19 protein-coding genes and 1 pseudogene are annotated in these 20,910 nt (G+C 69.3%); 12 read left to right on the top strand and 8 right to left on the bottom strand.

The genetic code is table 11. The annotated features are described in order from the left end of the window. Positions 1-143: 143 nt before the first annotated feature. Positions 144-1,517 (top strand): BNR repeat-containing protein, encoded by a 1,374-nt coding sequence (locus tag ABD810_RS13365; RefSeq protein ID WP_344938526.1) that lies wholly within the window; start codon positions 144-146, stop codon positions 1,515-1,517. Positions 1,518-1,631: 114 nt separating this feature from the next. Next, the gene (locus ABD810_RS13360) at positions 1,632-2,828 is read left to right on the top strand and encodes a YVTN family beta-propeller repeat protein (RefSeq protein WP_344938524.1); all 1,197 of its coding nucleotides are present in this window, start codon (positions 1,632-1,634) and stop codon (positions 2,826-2,828) included. Between the two features lie 16 nt (positions 2,829-2,844). Here ABD810_RS13360 and ABD810_RS13355 read toward each other — a convergent pair whose 3' ends face one another. From ABD810_RS13355 to ABD810_RS13335, 5 genes are read right to left on the bottom strand one after another with little or no spacing between them, the layout of a single operon-like run. Further along, entirely contained in the window at positions 2,845-4,104 is a 1,260-nt protein-coding gene (locus ABD810_RS13355; RefSeq protein ID WP_344938522.1) for an ABC transporter substrate-binding protein, read from the bottom strand. Position 4,105: 1 nt separating this feature from the next. Continuing rightward, complete coding sequence (locus ABD810_RS13350; RefSeq protein ID WP_344939033.1) at positions 4,106-5,233, bottom strand: branched-chain amino acid ABC transporter permease; 1,128 nt, start codon at positions 5,231-5,233, stop codon at positions 4,106-4,108. A 19-nt stretch (positions 5,234-5,252) separates the two neighbouring features. Then, a complete protein-coding gene (locus tag ABD810_RS13345) occupies positions 5,253-6,143 on the bottom strand; it encodes a branched-chain amino acid ABC transporter permease (RefSeq protein ID WP_344938520.1) in 891 nt (296 codons plus the stop codon). Next, entirely contained in the window at positions 6,140-6,946 is an 807-nt protein-coding gene (locus ABD810_RS13340; RefSeq protein ID WP_344938518.1) for an ABC transporter ATP-binding protein, read from the bottom strand. The genes ABD810_RS13345 and ABD810_RS13340 overlap by 4 nt, the downstream gene beginning before the upstream one ends. Further along, positions 6,943-7,857, bottom strand: coding sequence for an ABC transporter ATP-binding protein (locus tag ABD810_RS13335; protein ID WP_344938516.1), 915 nt, complete (start codon positions 7,855-7,857; stop codon positions 6,943-6,945). Before ABD810_RS13335 ends, ABD810_RS13340 begins: the two co-directional genes overlap by 4 nt. A 186-nt stretch (positions 7,858-8,043) precedes the next feature. On the opposite strand from ABD810_RS13335, the gene ABD810_RS13330 reads away from it, so the two are divergent. Further along, positions 8,044-9,312: a PucR family transcriptional regulator gene (locus ABD810_RS13330; protein WP_344938514.1), complete on the top strand. Its 1,269-nt coding sequence runs from the start codon at positions 8,044-8,046 to the stop codon at positions 9,310-9,312. A gap of 102 nt (positions 9,313-9,414) precedes the next feature. After that, the gene (locus ABD810_RS13325; RefSeq protein WP_344938512.1) at positions 9,415-9,861 is read left to right on the top strand and encodes an SRPBCC family protein; all 447 of its coding nucleotides are present in this window, start codon (positions 9,415-9,417) and stop codon (positions 9,859-9,861) included. An 8-nt stretch (positions 9,862-9,869) separates the two neighbouring features. Here ABD810_RS13325 and ABD810_RS13320 read toward each other — a convergent pair whose 3' ends face one another. Continuing rightward, the gene (locus ABD810_RS13320) at positions 9,870-10,250 is read right to left on the bottom strand and encodes an STAS domain-containing protein (protein ID WP_344938510.1); all 381 of its coding nucleotides are present in this window, start codon (positions 10,248-10,250) and stop codon (positions 9,870-9,872) included. Between the two features lie 201 nt (positions 10,251-10,451). On the opposite strand from ABD810_RS13320, the gene ABD810_RS13315 reads away from it, so the two are divergent. The 3 genes from ABD810_RS13315 to ABD810_RS13305 all read left to right on the top strand — a co-directional run bounded on the left by ABD810_RS13315 (position 10,452) and on the right by ABD810_RS13305 (position 13,016). After that, positions 10,452-11,435: a metallophosphoesterase family protein gene (locus tag ABD810_RS13315; protein WP_344938508.1), complete on the top strand. Its 984-nt coding sequence runs from the start codon at positions 10,452-10,454 to the stop codon at positions 11,433-11,435. A 37-nt stretch (positions 11,436-11,472) separates the two neighbouring features. After that, positions 11,473-12,441 (top strand): polyphosphate kinase 2, encoded by a 969-nt coding sequence (ppk2, locus tag ABD810_RS13310; RefSeq protein ID WP_344938506.1) that lies wholly within the window; start codon positions 11,473-11,475, stop codon positions 12,439-12,441. Positions 12,442-12,551: 110 nt separating this feature from the next. Continuing rightward, a complete protein-coding gene (locus ABD810_RS13305) occupies positions 12,552-13,016 on the top strand; it encodes an ATP-binding protein (RefSeq protein ID WP_344938502.1) in 465 nt (154 codons plus the stop codon). Positions 13,017-13,027: 11 nt separating this feature from the next. Here the strand turns inward: ABD810_RS13305 and ABD810_RS13300 are convergent, their stop codons facing one another. Then, positions 13,028-14,002: a helix-turn-helix transcriptional regulator gene (locus tag ABD810_RS13300; RefSeq protein ID WP_344938500.1), complete on the bottom strand. Its 975-nt coding sequence runs from the start codon at positions 14,000-14,002 to the stop codon at positions 13,028-13,030. A 129-nt stretch (positions 14,003-14,131) separates the two neighbouring features. Here ABD810_RS13300 and ABD810_RS13295 point away from each other — a divergent pair, with 129 nt between their 5' ends. The 3 genes from ABD810_RS13295 (at position 14,132) to ABD810_RS13285 (ending at position 17,841) form a co-directional block, all read left to right on the top strand. Then, positions 14,132-15,736 carry a peptide ABC transporter substrate-binding protein gene (locus ABD810_RS13295; protein ID WP_344938498.1) on the top strand — a complete coding sequence of 535 codons (1,605 nt, stop codon included), beginning with the start codon at positions 14,132-14,134 and terminating at the stop codon, positions 15,734-15,736. Positions 15,737-16,013: 277 nt separating this feature from the next. Then, positions 16,014-16,940, top strand: a complete 927-nt coding sequence (locus ABD810_RS13290; protein WP_344938496.1) for an ABC transporter permease — start codon at positions 16,014-16,016, stop codon at positions 16,938-16,940. Continuing rightward, positions 16,933-17,841 carry an ABC transporter permease gene (locus ABD810_RS13285; protein ID WP_344938493.1) on the top strand — a complete coding sequence of 303 codons (909 nt, stop codon included), beginning with the start codon at positions 16,933-16,935 and terminating at the stop codon, positions 17,839-17,841. Before ABD810_RS13290 ends, ABD810_RS13285 begins: the two co-directional genes overlap by 8 nt. 421 nt (positions 17,842-18,262) lie before the next feature. On the opposite strand, the pseudogene ABD810_RS13280 reads toward ABD810_RS13285, so the two are convergent. Then, positions 18,263-18,811 (bottom strand): annotated as a pseudogene (locus ABD810_RS13280) (SDR family NAD(P)-dependent oxidoreductase); the annotation flags it as partial. 320 nt (positions 18,812-19,131) lie between these two features. Here ABD810_RS13280 and ABD810_RS13275 point away from each other — a divergent pair. Further along, complete coding sequence (locus tag ABD810_RS13275) at positions 19,132-19,494, top strand: class I SAM-dependent methyltransferase (protein WP_344939030.1); 363 nt, start codon at positions 19,132-19,134, stop codon at positions 19,492-19,494. A 316-nt stretch (positions 19,495-19,810) separates the two neighbouring features. Beyond that, positions 19,811-20,731, top strand: a complete 921-nt coding sequence (locus ABD810_RS13270) for a class I SAM-dependent methyltransferase (RefSeq protein ID WP_344938492.1) — start codon at positions 19,811-19,813, stop codon at positions 20,729-20,731. Positions 20,732-20,910: the final 179 nt, after the last annotated feature.

Below are 20,910 nucleotides of genomic sequence, written 5' to 3'. Positions count from 1 at the left end.
CGAACGGACAGGACCGGTGGCCGCCCGAGGTGGTCACCGCCTTTTCGCGTCTTAACGCCTGGATGTCCTCTTGACGGTGCGGATCACCGCGGTTAGTTTCCGGGGTGCCGCCCGGCTCCCTCCTCACGGAAGAGCCCAGGCTCATGTTAAAACGTTTTAATCCCCTCTGCCGTCTCGCCGTCGTCGCTGCGCTGGCCCTCGTGGGCCTGGTCGCGGGACCGGCGCCCCAGGCCGGTGCCGCGGCGCCGGGCGTCACGGCCCAGGGGACCACGCTGCTGACCTCGAGGGGGCACACCGCCCTCACCTACACGGGCTACATGAACGGCGAGTCGTTCCAGCAGGAGGGCATCACCAGCTACCGGGGATGGCAGTACGCCGTCTACTGGGACTCCTCCTCGCACGTCAACATCTCCCGCAGGCAGCTTCCCTCCGGCGGCTGGCAGAACCTCACGCTGACCGACTACACCACCACCTCGACGGACTCCCACAACGTCATCAGCCTGGGGATCTCCCGCGCCGACGGCACGATCCACCTGGCGTTCGACATGCACGCCAGCACGCTGCGCTACCGCAGGTCCGTCGCCGGCCTGGCGAACGATCCCGGCCGGTTCTCCTGGACCGCGGACGCCTTCGGCGCCACCCAGTCGCAGCTCACCGGGTCCACCGTCACGACCGTGACCTACCCGGCGTTCATCGACGCCCCGGGCGGGCGGTTGCAGCTCGCCCTGCGCACCGGCACCAGCGGCTCGGGCGACGAGGTGCTGTACGAATACGCGGGCGGCTCGTGGAGCCACCTCGGCCGGTTCCTCGACGGGGTGAGCAACAACCAGAACGCCTACCTGTTCGGCATCGAGTACGACGGCGGCGGCCGGCTGCACATGACCTGGACCTGGCGCGAGACCTCCAACGCCAGCACCAACCACGACCTGATGTACGCCTACAGCACCGACCTCGGCCGTACGTGGCGCAACAACTCCGGCGCCGTCATCGGCACCACGGGCAGCCGTTCCATCACCTCGGCCTCGGCCGGTGTCAAGGTGTGGAGCATCGGGCAGAACCGCGGGCTCATCAACCAGGAGTCGCAGGTGGTCGACGGCTCCGGAGTGGTGCACGTGCTGGCCTCGCACCTCCCCGCCGGCGCCGCGTCCCAGAGCGACTTCACGACCGCGCGCGAGACCGCCGTCCTGGTGCACTACCACCGCGACACCTCCGGTGGCTGGCACCAGACCTACACCCCCTTCCTCGAACGGTCGAGCCGCGGGGACATCGGCGTGGACTCCGGGAACAACCTGTACGTCGTCAGCGGCGACAGCAAGACGCACAAGCTGCACATCCAGACGGCGTCGAGGAGCTCGGGCTGGTCCGATTGGACGCTGAGATACACCTCGGCGGCCATCTACTTCTCCGACCCGCTCCTCGACCACGCCCACCTCAGAGACGACAACCTGCTCACGATCTTCACGCCGCAGTACGGCGGCAGCAGGATCGACATCCAGGACTGGAAGGTCACCGCCTGACGTGCCACCGGCAAAGGCGAACCACTGACCCTGGTTTGAGTCTTCCCTGACCGTCTCCCTCCTAGCGTGGCCGTAGCCGGCGCGGGCCGGGAGCAGACGGCGGAGGGGCAGGTCATGCGGCGGTGGACAACAGAGCGTCAGCCGGCACGAACGGTCCGGTGGGGCATCCAGGCGCTCGTCACCGGGACCGTCGTCGGCCTGACCGCCTGCTCCGGCGGTGGCGCCGAGTCGCGGAACGCCGAGGTGCCCTCGGCTCCGCCGCCCGCCGCGGTCACGGTCGAGCCGGAGGCGCACGGTGGCAAGAAGGCCGCGACCGTGGACGTCTACGCCAACGACCGGCCCGGCATGCTCAGCCCCGTGGTCCAGGGGTTCCCGTCGCTGGTGTACGTGCCGAACAGCGACAGCGGCACGGTGAGCGTGATCGATCCCAAGACCTACCAGGTCATCCGGCGCTTCAAGGTCGGGGCGCGGCCGCAGCACGTGGTCCCCTCGTGGGACCTCAAGACGCTGTGGGTCAACAACAACGAGGGCAACACGCTCACGCCGATCGATCCGGCCACCGGAAGGCCGGGCAGGCCGATCCCCGTCGAGGATCCCTACAACCTGTACTTCACCCCGGACGGCGCCACCGCGCTGGTGATGGCCGAACGGCTCAACCGGCTGGACTTCCGCGACCCGGCCACCTTCAAGCTGCGCGAGTCACTGGACATGCCGTGCCGTGGGATCAACCACGCGGACTTCACCCTCGACGGCTCGACCTTCCTGGCCAGCTGCGAGTTCTCCGGCCACCTGGTGGTCGTCGACCTCGCCCGGCGGAAGGTCGGCCAGGTGGTCAACCTGCCCGGACACCACAACATGCCGCAGGACGTGAAGCTCTCACCGGACGGCGGCACCTTCTACGTCGCCGACATGGCGCAGGGCGGGGTCTGGCGGGTCGACTCGGGGAGCTTCAAGGTGGAGGGCTTCGTCAGGACCGGCGCCGGCGCCCACGGGCTCTACGTCAGCAGGGACTCCAAGGTCCTGTACGTGTCGAACCGGGGCGCGGGGTCGGTGTCGGTCGTCTCGTTCGCGAAGCGCAGGCCGATCGCGACCTGGCGCATCCCGGGCGGGGGCTCGCCGGACATGGGCGGGGTGTCCGCCGACGGCCGCCGCCTGTGGCTCACGGGGCGCTACAACAGCGTCGTGTACGTCTTCGACACCGGCGACGGCCATCTCGTACGCAAGATCCCGGTCGACGCCGGGCCGCACGGCCTGGCCGTCTACCCGCAGCCCGGTCTGCACTCCCTCGGGCACACCGGAGTGTTCCGGTGAGCGGTGTCTCGGCCGGTCAGCCGATCGGCACCTGGTACTCCTTGGCCAGGTCCGAGACGGCGGCCTCCTTGAGGATCACCGCGCCGCCGATCACCGACTTGTCCGGCTTGACGACGTAGGACGCGCGAGAGGCCGGCTGGTCGACCTGCGAGAAGTCCATCGGCGTGCCGAAGCCGCCCTCCCAGGAGGGCTGGGAACGGTGGGCCTTGACGATGCCCTCGCGGCTGAGGTCCTTGGACTCGCAGGCCTTCTTGAGCGCGTCTCCGACGATGAGCGCCGCGGAGTAGCCGGCCCCGACGCCGCTGTCGACGGGCTGCCCGGCGTACTTCGCCTGGTAGTCCTTGACCAGCTTCTGGATGGCGGGGAGCGGGGCGCTCATCGGGGCGCCGGCGGTCATGATGTAGTAGTCCTTCAGCAGCGCCGGAGCCGCGGGCGTGCCGAGCAGTTGCGGGCTGTAGGCCGAGTTGCTGGCGACGAACGGGATGTCCATGCCCTTGGCCACCGCCACGCCGACCAGGGACGCCGCCTGCTTGGGCCCGACGGAGACCATGATCGCCTTGACGCCCGCGTCCTTGAACGCCGAGACCTGGGCGCTCATGTCCTGGTCGGTGGCCTTGATCTTCTGCTCCACCACCGTGAGGCCGAGCTTGTCCGCGGCGTACTTCGACCCGTTGAGCGCGCTCTGGCCGTAGTCGCCCTCGAAGTACAGATGGCCGATCTTGTCGCCCTCCTTGATGCCCTTCTCCTTGACGAGGAAGTCGACCCCGTTGATCATGTCGACGTCGTAGGTGGTACCGGTGACCTGGATGGCCTGGCCGCCCAGCAGGCTCGTCGCCCACGCCATGGGGATCGTCAGCATCTTGTCGCCCTCGATGCGCTGCTTGAGTGCCGTGACCATCGGCGAGCCGATGAACTGGGTGATGGCCGCGGACTGGGGCGCCACCTCGGTGTAGGCGGCCACGGCCTTCTGGGCGTCGTAGCCGTGGTCGCGCACGATGCCCTCGATCTTGCGGCCGCACACCCCGCCCGCGGCGTTGACCTGCTCGAAGTAGAGCTGCTGAGCCTGGGTGATGCTCTTGCCGAGGGACGCGTACGGCCCCGTCAGGTCGGTGAGCATGCTGACGGAGATCTTGTCGGTGGTCACGCCGGGGCCGGACTTGACGCCGTCGCCGCCGGTGGCGGTCTCGCCGCCCGTGGCCTTGCCGCTCGCGCACGCGCTGACCGCCAGCGCGAGCGCCGCCATCGTGGCTCCGGTACGGATGCCGAACTTGCCCATGTCAGCTCCTGGTGTCGGGTGAAGGGGTCGGAGAGGGGGAGGGTGCGGAAGAGCGCCGCATCCGGGTGGTGCGGGTGAGAAGGGCCGCGCGGCCCCTGATCGCCGTGCGGAGCCGGAGGAACAGCTCCCGCAGGCCGCCGGGCAGGAAGAGCACGACCGTGACCACGGCGGCGCCGTACAGGATGCGGGCCGCCTCCGCCGGCGAGACCCCGCCGGAGCCGGGCTCGGCGATCAGCGGCAGGCTGTCGCTGTACCGGGTGAGCAGCTGAGGCAGCACCGAGACGAAGACCGCGCCGGCGATCGCCCCGCCGATCGACCCCAGCCCGCCGATGACGATCATGGCGAGGTAGTCCAGCGACAGCAGCACGCTGAAGTAGTCGGGAACGGTCCGCTGGAAGACCAGGGCGAGCATCACCCCGGCCAGGCCCCCGTACATCGACGACAGCACGAAGACCCCGGCCCGGTAGCGCGCGACGGGGACCCCCATGACGCCCGCGGCGATCTCGTGGTCCCGGATGGTGTTCATCGCCCGCCCCGGCCGCCCGCGCAGCACCCCGCGGGCGAACGCGGCGGCGCCCAGCACCACGGCCAGCCCGAGGAACCAGAGCCGTTCCAGCGAGCCGAACGGCACATCGAAGAGGACCAGTGCGGGGGAGTCGGCGAAGACCAGCCCGAACAGCTCCAGCGGCGGTACGGCCCGGCCGTTGTAGCCGCCGGTGACCGGTTCGGCGTTGAACAGCAGGTGCTGGCCGAGGAAGATCAGCGCCAGCGTGGCGATGCCGAGGTAGGCGCCCTTCAGCCGGCCGGCGATGGGGCTGAACAGGCCGCCCGCCACGCCCGCCGTGAGCACGGCGAGCACCGCCGCCAGCGGCGTGGGCAGGCCGAGACCCCCGAGCGCGTGCTGCCCGGACTGCCCGGGGTCGGCGGCGAAGTACACGTAGGCGTAGGCGCCCACCGCCAGGAAGAAGGCGTGTCCCATCGACAGCTGCCCGGTGGAGCCGGTCAGCAGGTTGATCCCGATGGCGCCGACGGCCGCCGACATCGCGAACAGGCCCGTCTGCAGCCAGAACCCCTCCATGTAGAACGGTATGGCCGTCGCCACCACCGCGGCGGCCCCCCAGCCCCCCATCCGGACGAGCGAAGGACGGTCAGACACGGGCGGTCTCCCTGATTCCGAACAGTCCCGCGGGGCGGAGGAGCAGGATGACGATCATGACGAGGAACGGCGCGACGTCTCCGATGCCCCGCCCGAGGAAGGCGAGCTGGTTCTGGTAGCCGGTCATCAGCGCCTCGGTGACGCCGACGACGAGCCCGCCGACCAGTGCCCCGGTGGTGGAGTCGAGCCCGCCGAGGATCGCGGCGGGGAAGGCCTTGATGGCGGCCAGGGAGGTGCCCCGGTCCAGCCCCGGCGTCGGGAACACGCAGAGGAAGACCGCCGCGACCGCCGCGAGCGCCCCGGCGACCGCCCACGCGCTGAGGGAGACGCGGCCGAGCCGGATGCCCATCAGCGCGGCGGTCTCGGAGTCCTCGGCGGTGGCCCGCATCGCGATGCCCCAGCCCGTGTACTTGAACGCCAGCAGGAACGAGGTGATCAGCACCGCCGCGGTCACCAGCGCCACGATCCGGGTCTCGGCGACGGTCACCTGCCCGAGGTGGAGCACCGAATCCCCCCACGGGTCGCCGAGCGCCAGGATCTCGGTGCCGATCTGGCGGGTCAGCTCGGTGGTCAGCACGATGTCGACGCCGATGGTGACGATCGCCAGCACGCTGTGCGAGGCCACGTTGGCCCGCCGGATGATGAGGAACTCGATCAGCGCCCCGACGGTCGCCGCCGAGGCGACCCCGATCAGCAGCGCGGCCCAGAAGCCGGTCACCGGCTGCAACCTGGCGACCAGGTAGCCGCCGGCCAGCAGCAGCGACGCGTGGGCGAAGTTGACCACCTCTGTGGCCTTGAAGATGACGACGAAGCCGAGGGCGATGAGCGAGTAGACGGCGCCGATGGAGATCCCGTTGACCAGGAGCTCCAGGAACGTGATCACATGTCCTCCTGGTCGGCGCTCGCGCCGAGGTAGGCGCGGATGACCTGGGGATCGGCCTGTACCTCTTCGGGGGTGCCGTCGGCGATGCGACGGCCGAAGTCGAGTACGGTGACGCGGTCGGCCAGGCGCATGACCATGCCCATGTCGTGCTCGACGAGCAGGATCGAGATGCCGAGGCTCTCCCTGACCGCGATGATCAGCTCGGCCATGTCCAGCCGCTCGCCGCCGTTCATCCCCGCCACGGGCTCGTCCAGCAGCAGCAGCCTCGGCTCCATGCACAGGGCACGGGCAAGCTCCACGCGTTTCTGCACCCCGTACGGCAGGAGCCCCACCGGGGTGGCCAGGCGGTCGGCCAGGCCGACGAAGTCGGCGATCTCGATCACCCGCTCGCGGTGCCGGGACCACTCCCGGCGCGCCCACGGGAGGCGCAGGCCGGAGGAGACGAATCCGGCCCGGGTGAGCCGGTGGCGTCCGAGCATGAGGTTGTCCAGCACAGGCAGGTGGCGGGAGAGCGCGATGTTCTGGAACGTGCGGGCCACCCCGAGGGCGGCGACCCGGTGGGGCGGCAGCGCGGTGAGCTCGGTGTCGCCGAAGCGGACGCTGCCGGACGTCGCCTGGTACACCCCGGACAGCACGTTGAAGAAGGTGGACTTACCGGCCCCGTTCGGCCCGATGACGGCGTGCACGGTTCCCGGCGCCACGGCGAAGCTCACGCCGTCCAGGGCCGTCAGCCCCGCGAAGCGGACGGTGACGTCTCTGACGTCGAGAGGGGACATACCGTCCGGTTGGTATGAGGTGGTCATGCGGACCACCTCGTCAGCCTTCGGCGCCCTGACGCGCGCTCCGGCGACCTCTTCTCCGAGCCGTCCGGTGCCGAGGAAGCCGCTTCCGCGGAACCCGGTCCCGTGAGGTCCGGCCGCCCGGAGTCCGGTCCCGGCGGTCCCGCGCCGGGTGCGTCGGCGATGCCGAGGTACCGGCGCCTCACCTCGTCGCCGGCCGCGAGGTCGGCGGTCGGACCGTAGAGCACCACCTCGCCGACCTCCAGCACGTATGCGTGCGAGGCCAGTGACAGGGCGAGCGCGACGTTCTGTTCGATGAGCAGGACCGAGGTGCCACGCGCGTTGATCTCCTTGATGGTCTCGGCGATGCGGGCCGCCATCAGCGGCGCCAGGCCGAGCGTGGGCTCGTCGAGCAGCAGCATCGCGGGACGGGCCATCAGGGCCCTGCCGATCGCCAGCATCTGCTGCTCGCCGCCGGACAGCAGCCCGGCGCGCTGGTGGGCCCGCTCGGCGAGCACGGGGAACAGGCCGAGGACCTCCTCTCGTGCCGCCGCCACCGCTTTCTTACCCCCACGTGCGCCGAGCGCGCCGGCGCGGAGGTTCTCCTCCACCGTCATCCGGGCGAACACCCTGCGCCCCTCGGGGACCTGGGTCACCCCGCGGGCCACGACGGCGGGCGCGGACACCCCCGAGAGCCGTGTTCCGCCCCAGGAGATCGCCCCGCCGCCGACGGATCCCCGGTGGAACCGCAACGTCCCGGAGATGGCCCTCAGCAGCGTGGTCTTCCCCGCGCCGTTCGCGCCGAGGACGGCGACGATCGATCCGGGAGGGACCCGCAGGGAGACCCCGCGCAGCGCGCGCACCGGGCCGTAGTTCACCGCCAGTTCGCTGACCGCCAGCCCGGCGTGACCGGGCGGGGGCGCCGTGGCGTCCATGTGTTCCTCCTGAGAATCGGTGAGGCACACACAAACGCCGCACGCGCACCGTCGTCCAGGTCCGGAGGTGAAGTCGGGACCGGTGCCCATCACCGCGGGAAGGCGGTTGTGCGCCCGCACAACGGCACGTCACGAAACGAAACCGAACCTTGTTCCGTCCAAGGGCCGGATGGCAGTCTCTCAAGGATGGCCGCCAAGCGAACCGAGCACGTCGACGACAAGGTCCGCCAGGTGTTGCGCATCGCCGCCACACGGCTGCTGGAACGGCTGCCCGAGCTGACCGACGAGCTGGTGACCCGCGTGCGCGAGGGCGACGAGGCCTACCGCAAGCTCGTCTCGCTGGAAGAACACTGGCAGAGCACCGAGGAGGGGCTCAGGATCGGCATCGAGGCGATCCTGCAACGGCCGGAGGAGCGGCGGGACATGACGTTCGCCCAGCAGATGGCGAGCCGCCGCGCCGAGCAGGGACTGCCCATGGACTCCCTCATGCGCATGTACCGCCTGGCCGCGCAGGTCACCTGGGCCGGCTTCGTCGAACTGGTCGAGCGCGAGCATCCCGACCTGCTGGGCGCCCTCGTACGGACCGCCACCCATGTCTGGCACGCGATCGACCGGCAGGCCCTGGTGGCGGCCGACACCTACAGGCGGCGCGAGAAGGAGCTGCTCGGACGCAACGACGAGCGGGTGAACGCGCTGCTCGACGACCTGCTGGAGGGCACGGGCAACGCCGCCGTCGCGCGTTCGGCCGCGGCCGCGCTCGACCTGCCGGAGCGAGGGCGTTATGCGGTCGTCACAATCAGGCTCCCCGTACGTCACGAGCACTACGGCCACCGCTCGGGCCAGAGCTGCCACGGCGGCCCTCCCTCCACCAGGAACGGCTCCGGCGGCAACGTGGGCACCCACCCCGAGACGCTGGGGCCGATGCGGTTGCTGTGGCGCATGCGCACCCAGCACGAGGTGGCCGTCGCCGCCCTCGGAGACGGCACACTGGAGCACCTGGTCGAGGGCATCACCCCGATCGTGTACGGCCCCGCGGGCGTGAGCCCGGTCGTGGACGGCCTCGACGAGCTGGCCACCGCCAGGAGGCTCGCCGAGCTGGCCATGCGCACGTGCTCGGGCTGCGGGCCGGAGATCGCCCGGCTGGATCGCCGGCTGCCGTCGGCGCTGGTGGTCTCCCAGCCCGACCTCTCCGGCCGCCTGACCTCCGAAGTGCTCGGTTCACTGCTGGCGCTGGACCCGGCCGACCGCGAGGTGCTGCTGGCCACCCTGGAGGCGTGGCTGCGGTGCGAGGGCTCGGCCGCGCGTGCCGCCGGGCAGCTGTACTGCCACCGCAACACCGTCTTCAACCGCATCCGGCGGGTCGAGCAGCTCACCGGGCGGTCGGTGTCCCGCCCCCGCGACATCGTCGAGCTCGCCCTGGCCCTGGAGGCGGTTCGCCTGCTCACCACGGCATAGCGGCGAAAAGCGGGCACAGCACCTGTTTCCGCCGGGGATCGCGACGTAGGTTTCGCCTGAGGGCGCCGCACCGGGACCCGATCGGGGCCGAGAGGAGTTTTAGTGGACGAGGTGTGCCTGAAGATCGACGCACCCCCCAGGAAGGTGTGGGAGCTGGTCACCGATGTCACCCGTTACGGGGAGTGGAGCCCGGAGAACACGGGGGGACGCTGGCTCGCCGGCGTGGGCGGGCGGCTGGGCGCCTCGTTCCGGGGACGCAACCGCCACGGACTCTTCCGCTGGGCTACCACGTGCACGGTGGTCGAGTGGGATCGGCCCCGCGCGTTCACCTTCGAGGTGAACCTGTCGCGGATGCGCTGGGGCTACCGCCTTGAGCCCGACGGCGACGGCACGATCCTGTACGAGTGGCGCGAGCACATCGGGTCACCGGTCAAACCGATCCGCACGCTGCTCTCCCTCGGCCTGCTCGGCAAGAACCGCGAGAGCCTCATGGTCGAGGGCATGCGCAGCACCCTGCGGCGGATCAAGGAAGCCGCCGAGAGGTCCTGAGCGGGGCCTCAGGCCTCCCCGCCTGCGTCCCTGCCCGGCCCTGAGGCGGCGGACGCGGCGATCAGCGATGCCGTCAGGTCCTCGTCGATGGTGAAGGCGGCGTCCAGATGGGTGAGCGCGAGCAGGCGCAGCAGGAAGCCGTTCACGCCCGCGAGCCTGATCCATCCGCCGGTCTCGATCGTCTTGCGGTGGAGGCCGAGCAGGAGCCAGATGCCGCTGGAGTCGCAGAACCCGAGCCGGGCGACGTCGATGATCATGCGGTTGTGGCCCTGGGCGAGCAGCTCGTCGAGCCGCTCCTTGGCCCCTGGGGTCGAGATCGCGTCGAGCGTGCCGATGACGCCTACCACGGTGCAGCCGGGGTGATACGTGACAGCCAGTTCCAGAGCCATTCGGCTGCTCCCTCTGCCGAACGTCTAAGACGGAGGCGTCATTTTCCGTGATCCATGCCTGTCAATCGTTGCACCGCATCATAGCGCTGAGGCTGTTTTCACCTCCTATGTACTTGGATCGAGACCTCCTCTCCGCCGGTTCTCCACCGAGGAGGGCCGAAACGGCACGAGCGGTCGCCGGGTCCAAGCAGGATGGATTCTATGCGACGTCGTTCCCGCAGAGGGCTGCCCAGCGTTCTCACCGCCGTGGCCGCGTGTGCCCTGGCCGCCGCGTGCGGCGGCACGGCGTCCTCCGGCCAGGCGGATCCGTCTTCCAGCCCACCGGCGCCGTCCTCAAGCCCTGCCACGAGCGCACCGGCGCCCAGCGGCGGCACCGCCCCGCCCTCCGGGGCAAACCCCGTGGTCGTAGCGGCCGGTGACATCTCGCCCCGTTGCACGGCGGACCGGTGCGGCGCGCGTGCCACCTCCGACCTGGTGCTGAGCATCGACCCGGCCGCCGTGCTGGCGCTCGGTGACCTGCAGTACCCCGCAGGGGCCCTGTCCGACTTCCGCTCCTACTACGACAAGACCTGGGGCCGCTTCAAGGGCCGCACCTTCCCGGCTCCGGGCAACCACGAGTACATCACCGAAGGCGCGCAGGGATACTTCGATTACTTCGGGCCCGCCGCCCGCCGTGAAGGGCGGAGCTACTACAGCTTCGACCTCGGAGAGTGGCATCTCATCGCCCTCGACTCGATGGCCGCGCACGACCCCGGCTCCGACCAGGTGGCCTGGCTGAAGGCCGACCTGGCGGCAAGCCGGCACCGGTGCGTGCTGGCGTACTGGCACCACCCGAGGTTCTCCTCCGGCAGGCAGCACGGGAACGACCGGAGCGTCTCCACGTTCTGGAAGGCCCTGTACGCGGCGCGGGCCGAGGTCGTGCTCGCCGGGCACGAGCACAACTACGAGCGTTTCGAGCCGCTGCGGCCCGACGGGAGGCCCGCCCAGGGCGGCCTCCGCCAGTTCGTGGTCGGCAGCGGCGGGGCGAGCCACTACGCCTTCGGCCCGGCCGTCCCCGGCAGCGCGTTCCGCAACAACACCGACTTCGGAGTACTGCGGCTGGTGCTGGGTCCTCAGGGCTACGGTTGGCGGTTCGTCAACACCGACGGCGTGGTGCTCGACTCCGGCACCGGCGGGTGCCACTGACCAGTTGACCGGCCTATATATATGCAATGCTGGCGATATGGACTCGGACCCTTCGGAAGTTCTCTATCCCCAAGCCGTGGACTCCAGCGAGTTGCTCGACCGCACTCCTGGCCTGTGGGTCGATGCCAGCGACGACGACGATCCCATCCTTCTGTACGCCGACGGCCGCGTGGTCGACACCTGGCGGGAGCACTATCCGTACACCGAACGGATGTCGCGCACCGAATACGAGCAGACCAAGCGGCTGCTGCAGATCGAGCTGCTCAAGCTGCAGTACTGGATCAAGGACACCGGTGGCCGCCTGGTGATCCTGTTCGAGGGCCGTGACGCCGCAGGCAAGGGCGGCACGATCAAGCGGTTCATGGAGCACCTCAACCCCCGCGGGGCGACGGTCGTGGCGCTGGAGAAGCCGAGCGAGCGCGAGCGCACCCAGTGGTACTTCCAGCGGTACGTCGCCCACCTCCCCGCCGCCGGGGAGATCGTCCTGTTCGACCGGTCGTGGTACAACCGCGCCGGCGTGGAGTGGGTCATGGGGTTCTGCTCCCCCGAGGACTACCAGGAGTTCATGCTGCAAACGCCGAACTTCGAAAGGATGCTGGTCCGTGACGGCATCCACCTGATCAAGCTGTGGTTCTCGGTGTCCCACCGCGAGCAGCGCACCCGGTTCATCATCCGCCAGGTCGACCCGGTCCGGCAGTGGAAGCTGTCCCCGATGGACCTCGCCTCTCTCGACAAGTGGGACGAATACACCAAGGCGAAGGAGGATATGTTCCTCAACACCGACACCGAGGACGCCCCGTGGACCGTCATCAAGAGCAACGACAAGAAGCGCGGCCGCATAGAGGCGATGCGCCACGTCCTGAACCAGTTCGATTACGAGAACAAGGACCACGAGGTCGTGGGAACCCCCGACCCGCTCATCGTCCGCTCCGCCGCCGACATCGTCGACGAGGACCACTCGGATCTGCCGCCGGCGAGGACGCCTCCCGAGATGTCCTCCTCGTAGGTCAGATGGTTTCTCCCGCCGGGGACCAGGTTCCTACCCTTTTGGCGACATCTCTACGGATGACCCCCGCGTCCTAACAAGGTGCGGGCGAATCACAACCGGGGGGTCGCATGACCACTTCAGGGTACGGCAGGGCGGATTCTGGCAGTGATCGGGTTCTGCACCTGGCCGGCGATCCTGACGCCGTGGCACGAGCCCGGCGGCTGGTGTCGTCCGCGCTGGGGGCGGGACACCCGCTCCACGACGACTGCGTGCTGCTGACCAGCGAGATCGCCACCAACGCGGTGGTGCACTCCGACTCCGGCGACGGCGGGACGTTCAAGCTGAGCGTGTCCTTCTCCGCCGACTGGGTCCGGATAGCCGTCCAGGACGCCGGCTCTCTCGACCCCCCTTTCGGGTGGCGCCCCTCCTCTCCGCTGGACACCGGGGGGCGGGGCCTGCTCCTGCTGGAGGCGCTCGCCCACCGCTGGGGCTTCATCCGGGAGGCGGGGACCAACAACGTCTGGTTCGAGATGCACATCGATTTGAACCCCTCGGCGGTCATCCCGCCGGGGAACCTGAGGGTCGCCCGCTGAGAGCGGGCGGGTCAGGGCAGGTCGAGGCGGCAGAGGCCCTCGGCGAGGACCTTGGTCGTCAGGCGCGTCCGGCTGTCGCATCCCAGCTTGGCGAAGATGTGCTCCAGGTGGGTGGTCACCGTACGGACGCTCAGCACCAGCGCCGCCGCGATCTGCGGGTTGGAGTCACCCAGCGCGACCCTGGTGAGCACCTCGATCTCCCTGGCCGTCAGGTCGTACGGCAGGGAACACGGCCGCTCGGCGATCACGGCGCCCTGGATGGCGCCGTGGAAGCCGACGCCGGCGCGGTGGACGCGGACCTCGCGCCACTGCCCTGAGGAGTCGAGCCACAGCCCTCGCCGTGACAGCTCACGCGAGTCGATGAAGTCCCTGGCCAGTTCGGCCATCGACGGCTCGGTGTCGACGGCCTCGGAGGCCGGCCACCCGGCCACAGCCCTGCGCCGCCCGCCGCGCTCGAAGGCGACCGCGTGGAACCCCGGCGGCAGCCCGAGCGGGTCGATCACGCACCGCGTCAGGTCGGTGACGTGCGCCAGCGCGCTGGACACGGCGCTGATCACCGTGGTGGTCTCTGGCGGGAGCGCGTCCCGGGAGTTCACATGGAGCAGCCCGGTGTACCGGCCCTCGGTCACGAACAGCGGCGCGGTGAGCCCGGACCGCCAGCCGTACGGCTCCAGGTGCCTGCGGTAGTACAGCTCGGTGCCCGGGGACCCCATGGGCAGCGGCACCCGGGAGGCCATGGCCCGCCGGTAGGGATCGAGGCGGGCGTACTCCTCCGCGGCGTCCACGTCCACACGCGTGTATCCGGACGACACCAGGCTGCGGTGGCACCCCGTCGCCGGGTCGAAGGCGACGAACTCGTACGCCTCGACCGGGATGATCTTCCGCAGCGCCGTCATGGCGCCGTGTGCCCCCGAACCGCCGGCCACCTGGAAACCCACTTCGGTGAACGCGTGGAGGTGACGTGTGTTCAGGGTGATCTGATCCATCTGTCCTCCACGCGCAGCTTGCCCGACACAGATCTTCGCAGGGAATACGTAAACCTTCCGATGTAGAGCCCTGCTCCGCTATTTAGCCTCTCCGGCATCACGCCGGAGCGACGGAGAGGCAGAGGAATAGTGACGGTCCTGAACAAGGCGCGAGGTGCCGCCGTCCTCCTCGCGGCTGCGCTCACGTTGAGCGCCTGCGGGGGTTCCAGCGGAAATACCAGTAATGACCAGGCGAAACAGGGTGCGGGGCAGTTCTCCGTCGCGCTCACCGAGCCCGATCACCTGACGCCCGGCAACACCTCCAGCAGCTACTCCATCACGGTGCTCCAGGCGCTGTTCGACACGCTGGTCGTGATCGACGCCAAGGGTCAGACGCAGATGCGGGCCGCCGAGTCGGTGACCAGTGACGACCAGAAGACCTGGACCATCAAGATCAAGCCGGGGCAGAAGTTCCACAACGGGGAGGCCGTCACCGCCGACAGCTTCGCCGACGCCTGGAACGCCGCCGCCTACGGTCCCAACGCGTGGACCAACAACTACTACTTCGCCAACATCGAGGGCTACGACAAGCTCAACCCCGAGGCCGAGGGCGAGAAGCCCACCGCCGACAAGCTGAGCGGCCTGAAGGTCGTCGACCCCACCACCCTCGAAGTGCACCTGACCGCGCCGTTCAGCCAGTTCCCGATCACGCTGGCCTACACGGGCTTCGCGCCGATGCCCAAGGCGGCCTTCACCGACCTCAAGGCCTACGACCAGAAGCCCATCGGCAACGGCCCCTTCGCCCTCGACGGCGACTGGGCGCACAACCAGCAGATCAAGCTGAAGAAGTTCGCCGGGTACGCCGGCCCGCGCGCGGCCAAGTCCGACGCCGTCCTGTTCAAGATCTACGCCAGCCGCGACACCGCGTACACCGACCTGCGGGCGAACAACGTCGACCTGCTGCAGACGATCCCGCCGGCGAGCGCGCCCGAGGCCAAGAAGCTGCTCGGCGACCGGTTCGTGCCCACGGCCGGCGGCACCATGGACTACCTCGGCTTCCCGGTGTTCGACAAGCGGTTCCAGAGCGCCGACCTGCGCAAGGCCATCTCGATGTCGATCGACCGGCAGGGCATCGTGGACGCCGTCTTCAACGGCACCTTCAAGCCGATGGCCTCGCTGCTGCCGCCGCTGGTGCCGGGATACCGCGAGAACGCCTGCGGCGAGTCCTGCGTGTACGACGCGGCCAAGGCCAAGGCGCTGTTCGACAAGGCCGGCGGGTTCAAGGGCACGCTGAACCTCTACTTCTCCAACGCCGACCCGAGCTACGAGCAGTGGATGCAGGCCGTGGCCAACCAGTTGAAGGAGAACCTCGGCATCACCGACATCCAGTTCCGCAAGATCCCGGCCGCCGACTACCTCTCCACGCTGCGGGAGAAGAAGGAGGACGGTCCGTACCGCAACAACTGGGTCATGGACTACCCGAGCCCGCAGAACTACCTGGAGTCGATGTGGGGCGCCGGTAACCGGATGGGCTGGGAGAACAAGCAGTTCACCGACCTGATCGCCAAGGCCAACTCGGCGGCGAGCATGGAGGCGAGCATCCCGCTCTACCAGCAGGCCGAGGACGTGGCGCTCGCCGAGATGCCCATGATCCCGCTGTGGAACTGGCAGGATCAGGCCGGTTACTCCAGCAAGATCACCGGAGTCCAGATCGACTCCTACAGCCCCAACCTCGACACGATCACCGTCAAGTAAGGATGCGCACCATGGGGACTCCGTACACGGCCCCCGGCCGCCCGGGGTCCCCCCGTGCCGTGACCGGCCCCGCGTCTCGCACGAACGGCCGCCTCTATGCCGTCACGGGCTGTGGGTGTCGTACGAGCGGACGCCTTTGTGCCGTCACGGGCTGTGGGTGTCGTACGAGCGGACGCCTTCGTGCCGTCACCGGCTGCGGGTGTCGTACGGACGGCCACGCAGGTGGGGCGGGCACAGACGCTCAGGCGGGTCGCCGCGGTGCGGGAGGAGCGCGACAGTGAGGTATGCCGTCCACCGCCTGCTCCAGGCCATACCGGTCTTCGTGGCGACCACCTTCCTGATCTACGCCATGGTCTTCTCCCTGCCGGGGGACCCGATCCTGGCGCTCGCGGGCGACAAGCCGGTACCCGAGGCGGTCCTGCAGGCCATGCGCGACCACTACCACCTCAACGACCCGCTGATCGTGCAGTACGGCCTCTACATGGCGGGGGTCTTCCTCCGGGGCGACCTGGGGGAGACCTTCACCGGGCAGCCGGTCAGCGAGCTGCTCCAGGACCGGTGGGCGGTGACCGCGCAGCTCGCCGTCACCGCCTGGATCTTCGAGCTGGTCGTGGGGATCACCCTCGGCGTGATCGCGGGACTGCGCCGCGGCAAGCTGGCCGACACGGCGGTGCTGGCCGGGACCACGTTCGTGATCGCGGTCCCGGTCTTCGTCGTGGGGTACACCGCCCAGATCGTCTTGGGGCTCAACCTCGGCCTGTTCCCGACCGCGGGCACCGACCAGGGATGGCCCGGGAGCTACCTGCTGCCCGGCATGGTCCTCGGCTCGTTCGGCCTTGCGTACGTCGCCCGGCTCACCCGGACCAGCGTGGTGGAGAACCTGCGCGCCGACTACGTCCGCACAGCCGCGGCCAAGGGGCTGCGGCGGTCGAGGATCATCGGTCGGCACACCCTGCGCAACTCGCTGATCCCCGTCGTGACCTACCTCGGCGTCGACTTCGGCAACCTGATGGCGGGGGCCGTGGTCACCGAGGGCATCTTCAACCTGCCGGGCATCGGCCAGCAGGTCTTCCAGTCCATCCAGCTCCAGGAGGGCCCGGTCGTCGTCGGCGTCACCACCCTGCTGGTAATGATCTTCATCGTGGCCAACCTGCTCGTCGACCTGCTGTACGGCGTGCTCGACCCAAGGATCCGCCGTGGTTGACCTCAAGGCCTCCGTGGAGGCGGCGGCGCCGGGTCCCAAGCCGGCGCGGAACGTCCGCGGATCCCTCTGGCACGACGCGTGGCTCGAACTGCGCGGCCGAGTCATCTTCTGGATCTCGATGGCCATCCTCCTCGTCGCCTGCGTGATGGCCGCCTTCCCCATGCTGTTCGCCAAGCTGGGCCCGAACGAGCACTGCGTCCTGCGCATGTCGAAGAAGGGCCCCGCCGACGGCGCGATCTTCGGGTACGACCTCCAGGGGTGCGACTACTGGTCGCAGATCGTCCACGGCACCCGCGCGTCCGTGCTCATCGGGGTCGCGGTCACGGTCTTCGCCCTGCTGATCGCCATCGTGCTCGGCCTGCTCGGCGGCTACTACGGCGGCGTGCTGGACGCGATCATCTCCCGGGTGACCGACGTCTTCTTCGGCATCCCGTTCGTCCTCGGGGCCACCGTCGTCCTGGTCGCCTTCCCGGGCCACGGCATCTGGGCCATGACGATCGTCCTGGTGCTCCTGGGATGGACGACCATGACCCGGCTGATGCGCGGGCAGGTGATCGCCATCCGCGACACCGACTACGTGCAGGCCGCACGGGCGCTGGGGGCCAGCGACCGGCGGATCATGTTCAAGCACATCCTGCCCAACGCGATCGCCCCGGTCTTCGTGGTCGCGATGCTGAACGTCGGCAACGTCATCTCCGGCGAGGCCACCCTCGACTACCTGGGGGTCGGACTGCAGTACCCGGACGTCTCCTGGGGCCTGCAGCTCAACGTGGCGCAGAGCTTCTTCGCCGAATACCCCCACCTCCTGATCTTCCCCGCTCTGTTCCTCACCGCGACCGTGCTGAGCTTCCTGATGCTCGGCGACGTCGTCCGCGACGCCCTCGACCCCAAACTCCATTGACCGGACTGGGACGACAGTCGATAACCGGGGACTGGGAGGACGGCGAGAGATCGACTGGGGACTGTTCGGCGAGAATGGGCCCCGACTCACCCACCCACCCTTGGTTTCCCGCCGCACGTCGGCGCGGTCTCTGCCGCGCCGTTCCTCGTCGCGTCGGCGTCGCCTCGTGCGCTCCAGTCCCAGGCCGAGGCAGCCGATCGCACGGACCTGGAAGACGGCTCGTAACAGGGGACTGGGGGAGTAGGAATCTGGGAGGACGGCGCTCGACTGCGCGTTCGAGGCCATCTTGCGAGCCTCAAACGCATCGTCCGCCGACGCGACCATGGCGCCGAGGTCGCCAACGCGGCCAGCCGCCGGGTCATTTTCGCCCACCACGACGGCGGTCAGCGGCGACAATTGTCCCGACGACAACGGTGCCGGGTCACGCGTCCGGCGTGATGTCGGTGGAGAAGGCCACCTCGCGGCCGTTCTCGACATCGGCGGTCAGCGCGTCGATGCGAGCCTTCGCCAGCCCATACGAGTCGGAGCCGAGCAACTGGTGCAACGGGGCCTTGCCGTCGGCGGCCACGTCCATGATCGCGGCGGCGGCCTTGACCGGGTCGCCGAGCTGGGTGCCGGGCATCGCCAGATGCGCCTTGGTCATCTCCCGGATCGCCTCGTAACCGGCGATCGTGGCCGACGGCAGGCCGAGAGAGGTGGTGCGCAGGAAGTCGGTGCGCGTGTAGCCGGGCTCGATGAGATTCACGTCGATGCCGAAGCCGGAGACCTCGGCGGCCAGTGCCTCGGTGAGGCCTTCCAGGGCATACTTTCCGGCGCAGTAGAGACCCCAGCCCGGGAACGCGGTCATGCCGAGGATCGATGAGATGTTGATGATGCGGCCGCCGCGCCGTTCCCGCATGGCCGGCAGCACCGCCCGTAGCACGTTCCAGACTCCGAAGATCTGTACGTCGAACATCTGCCGGGCCTCGCTGTCGGAGACCTCCTCGACCGCGCCGAGGAAGCCATACCCCGCGTTGTTGACGACTACCCAGGAGGCGGGTACGCGGGTTGCGTCGAGAAGAGGTGGCGCATCTCGCCGGAGTGAGCGTGGACTACTACACCCGCCGCGGTGGCCGCGGCAGCGGCGCCGGCTCGCCGCAGTAGCAGGAGCCGCTTGGCGGGTCATACTGGTGTTCACCGCACTGCTGGCGTACGCCTGCGCCGCTGCGGAGACAGTCACGCCTGGTGAGTGGGGCTTCCTCGCGTTCGAAGTTCTCGCAGTGGCCACGGTTCCCGCTGGCGCGGTCCTGAATCGGAACACGCACCGCTGGTGGCTGCGGCGCGGCCGGGCACCGGGTGACCGGTGTGGACCTGGCACCGCGGATGATTGAGCAAGCCCAGGCCAAGTTGGCGGACGCCGGGCTCGCCGGACTTTTCCTGGTCGGCGACGCAGCCGATCCGCCCACCGGCGGCGAACAGTTCGACATGCTGCTGTGTGCGGCGAGCCGAGTTGTATTGACGGGGGAGTGTCCGGCGAGAATGGGCCCCGACTCGCCCACCCGCCCTTGGTTCCCCGCCGCACAACGGCGTGGTCTGTGCTGCGCCGTTCCCCACCGTATCGGCGTCGTCTCGAACGCTTGGTCCAGGACGAGGCAGGGGTCGGCAGCCCGGTAGAGACCTTCTCCAGGGACACGGTCGACGTCGGCACTACGGGGTTCGCCAGCGACATGATCAGCTTCGACCACTCCAGCGACACGGTCGACATTCGGCACTGTGGAGTTCGCCAGCAGCATGATCAGCTTCGGCCGTGCGATGTTCTCCGGTGGCATCGTCGACTTGCGCGACCCTAAGCCGGTGGGAGGTTGTGCCGGTGGGAGTGCCCGACCCGGGTCCGGGGAGTAGAGGCTGACATGCTCGCGCCCCCGGGGCAGGGTCTGACCTGCTCAGGGGGTTACCAGGGAGCGGGGGAGCCCAGGTCTACATTGGAGGAGTGGGCACCGAGAAGGTCCACCTTACCGGGGACAAGGAGACCCTCCTCGCCACCCTGTACGGGCGCGCCGTGCACAGCCGTACGGAGGACCCGGTTCTCCGGGATCCCCTCGCGCAGCAGGCCGTCGAGCGCATCGACTACGACTTCTCGAAGCTGAAGATACGCGCCACCGACGCGCTGAGCGTGGCCATCCGTGCGAAGACCTTCGACACCCTCACCGCCGCCCACCTTGCCCGGAAGCCCGACACGACGGTTATCCACCTGGCCTGCGGTCTCGACACCCGCGCCTACCGCCTCGACCTGCCCGAGACCGTCCAATGGTTCGACATCGACTACCCCGACATCATCGCCCTGCGTGAGCGCCTCTTCCCACCCCACCCGGGCGACACGACCACTCACCTCGATGACACGACCACTGGACCGGGTGAGGCGATCACTGGGCCGAGTGAGGCTGTAAATGCGCGGGGTGAGGCTGAGACTCGGGCTCGTTACACCATGATCGGTCTACCCGCCACGGATCCCGGATGGCTGGAACGGGTTCCTGACGACCGGCCGGTGCTGGTCGTCGCCGAGGGGTTGATGATGTACCTCACGACCGAGGAGGTTCACGCTCTCCTGCGCCGGATCACCAACCGGTTCCCCTCCGGCGAGATCGTCTTCGACGCACTCAGCAGCCTGGCGGTCAAGCTCAGCCGTTTCCAGCCCGCCATCAGGTCCACCGGCGCGACCCTCCGCTGGGGCCTCGACGACCCCGCAGAACTGACCGCCGACAACCCCCGCCTCCACCTGGCCGAGCAGCTGTTCTTCTCCGACGTTCCTGAGGTCGAATGCTTCCCGGCCGGCTACCGCGCGGCCCTGGCGGTGATGAACCGCTTCTACTTCCTCCGCAAGGTCGGCCGCATCCTCCGCTATCGGTTCTGAGATCCGGATCAAGGTGCGAGGACGCGCGCGGGCCCGCTCGCCACCCCACCGGCCGCGCCGTCGAGGTTGAGGTGCGCCGGTTGCGGTTCGCTTGGGAGACGAACATGTGATGGCGACCGGCCGACCCTCCTGTCGGAAACTCCTGGTCTCCGCGAAGGGCCGGCCGCGCCTTGTCATCT

It is taken from the genome of Sphaerisporangium flaviroseum (assembly GCF_039537005.1).
In the GTDB taxonomy this organism is placed as follows: Bacteria; Actinomycetota; Actinomycetes; order Streptosporangiales; family Streptosporangiaceae; genus Sphaerisporangium; species Sphaerisporangium flaviroseum.
The sequence above is the reverse complement of the archived record's forward strand: the minus strand, read 5'-3'. Positions and strand labels throughout refer to the sequence as shown.

What these genes read in the sequence shown, in the direction of transcription:
- ABD810_RS13355 (WP_344938522.1), bottom strand. Translation starts at nt 4,104, where the DNA reads ATGGGCAAGTTCGGCATCCGTACCGGAGCCACGATGGCGGCGCTCGCG.
- ABD810_RS13330 (WP_344938514.1), top strand. Translation starts at nt 8,044, where the DNA reads ATGGCCGCCAAGCGAACCGAGCACGTCGACGACAAGGTCCGCCAGGTG.
- ABD810_RS13340 (WP_344938518.1), bottom strand. Translation starts at nt 6,946, where the DNA reads ATGACCACCTCATACCAACCGGACGGTATGTCCCCTCTCGACGTCAGA.
- ABD810_RS13350 (WP_344939033.1), bottom strand. Translation starts at nt 5,233, where the DNA reads ATGGGGGGCTGGGGGGCCGCCGCGGTGGTGGCGACGGCCATACCGTTC.
- ABD810_RS13365 (WP_344938526.1), top strand. Translation starts at nt 144, where the DNA reads ATGTTAAAACGTTTTAATCCCCTCTGCCGTCTCGCCGTCGTCGCTGCG.
- ABD810_RS13335 (WP_344938516.1), bottom strand. Translation starts at nt 7,857, where the DNA reads ATGGACGCCACGGCGCCCCCGCCCGGTCACGCCGGGCTGGCGGTCAGC.
- ABD810_RS13305 (WP_344938502.1), top strand. Translation starts at nt 12,552, where the DNA reads ATGACCACTTCAGGGTACGGCAGGGCGGATTCTGGCAGTGATCGGGTT.
- ppk2 (WP_344938506.1), top strand. Translation starts at nt 11,473, where the DNA reads ATGGACTCGGACCCTTCGGAAGTTCTCTATCCCCAAGCCGTGGACTCC.
- ABD810_RS13315 (WP_344938508.1), top strand. Translation starts at nt 10,452, where the DNA reads ATGCGACGTCGTTCCCGCAGAGGGCTGCCCAGCGTTCTCACCGCCGTG.
- ABD810_RS13320 (WP_344938510.1), bottom strand. Translation starts at nt 10,250, where the DNA reads ATGGCTCTGGAACTGGCTGTCACGTATCACCCCGGCTGCACCGTGGTA.
- ABD810_RS13300 (WP_344938500.1), bottom strand. Translation starts at nt 14,002, where the DNA reads ATGGATCAGATCACCCTGAACACACGTCACCTCCACGCGTTCACCGAA.
- ABD810_RS13360 (WP_344938524.1), top strand. Translation starts at nt 1,632, where the DNA reads ATGCGGCGGTGGACAACAGAGCGTCAGCCGGCACGAACGGTCCGGTGG.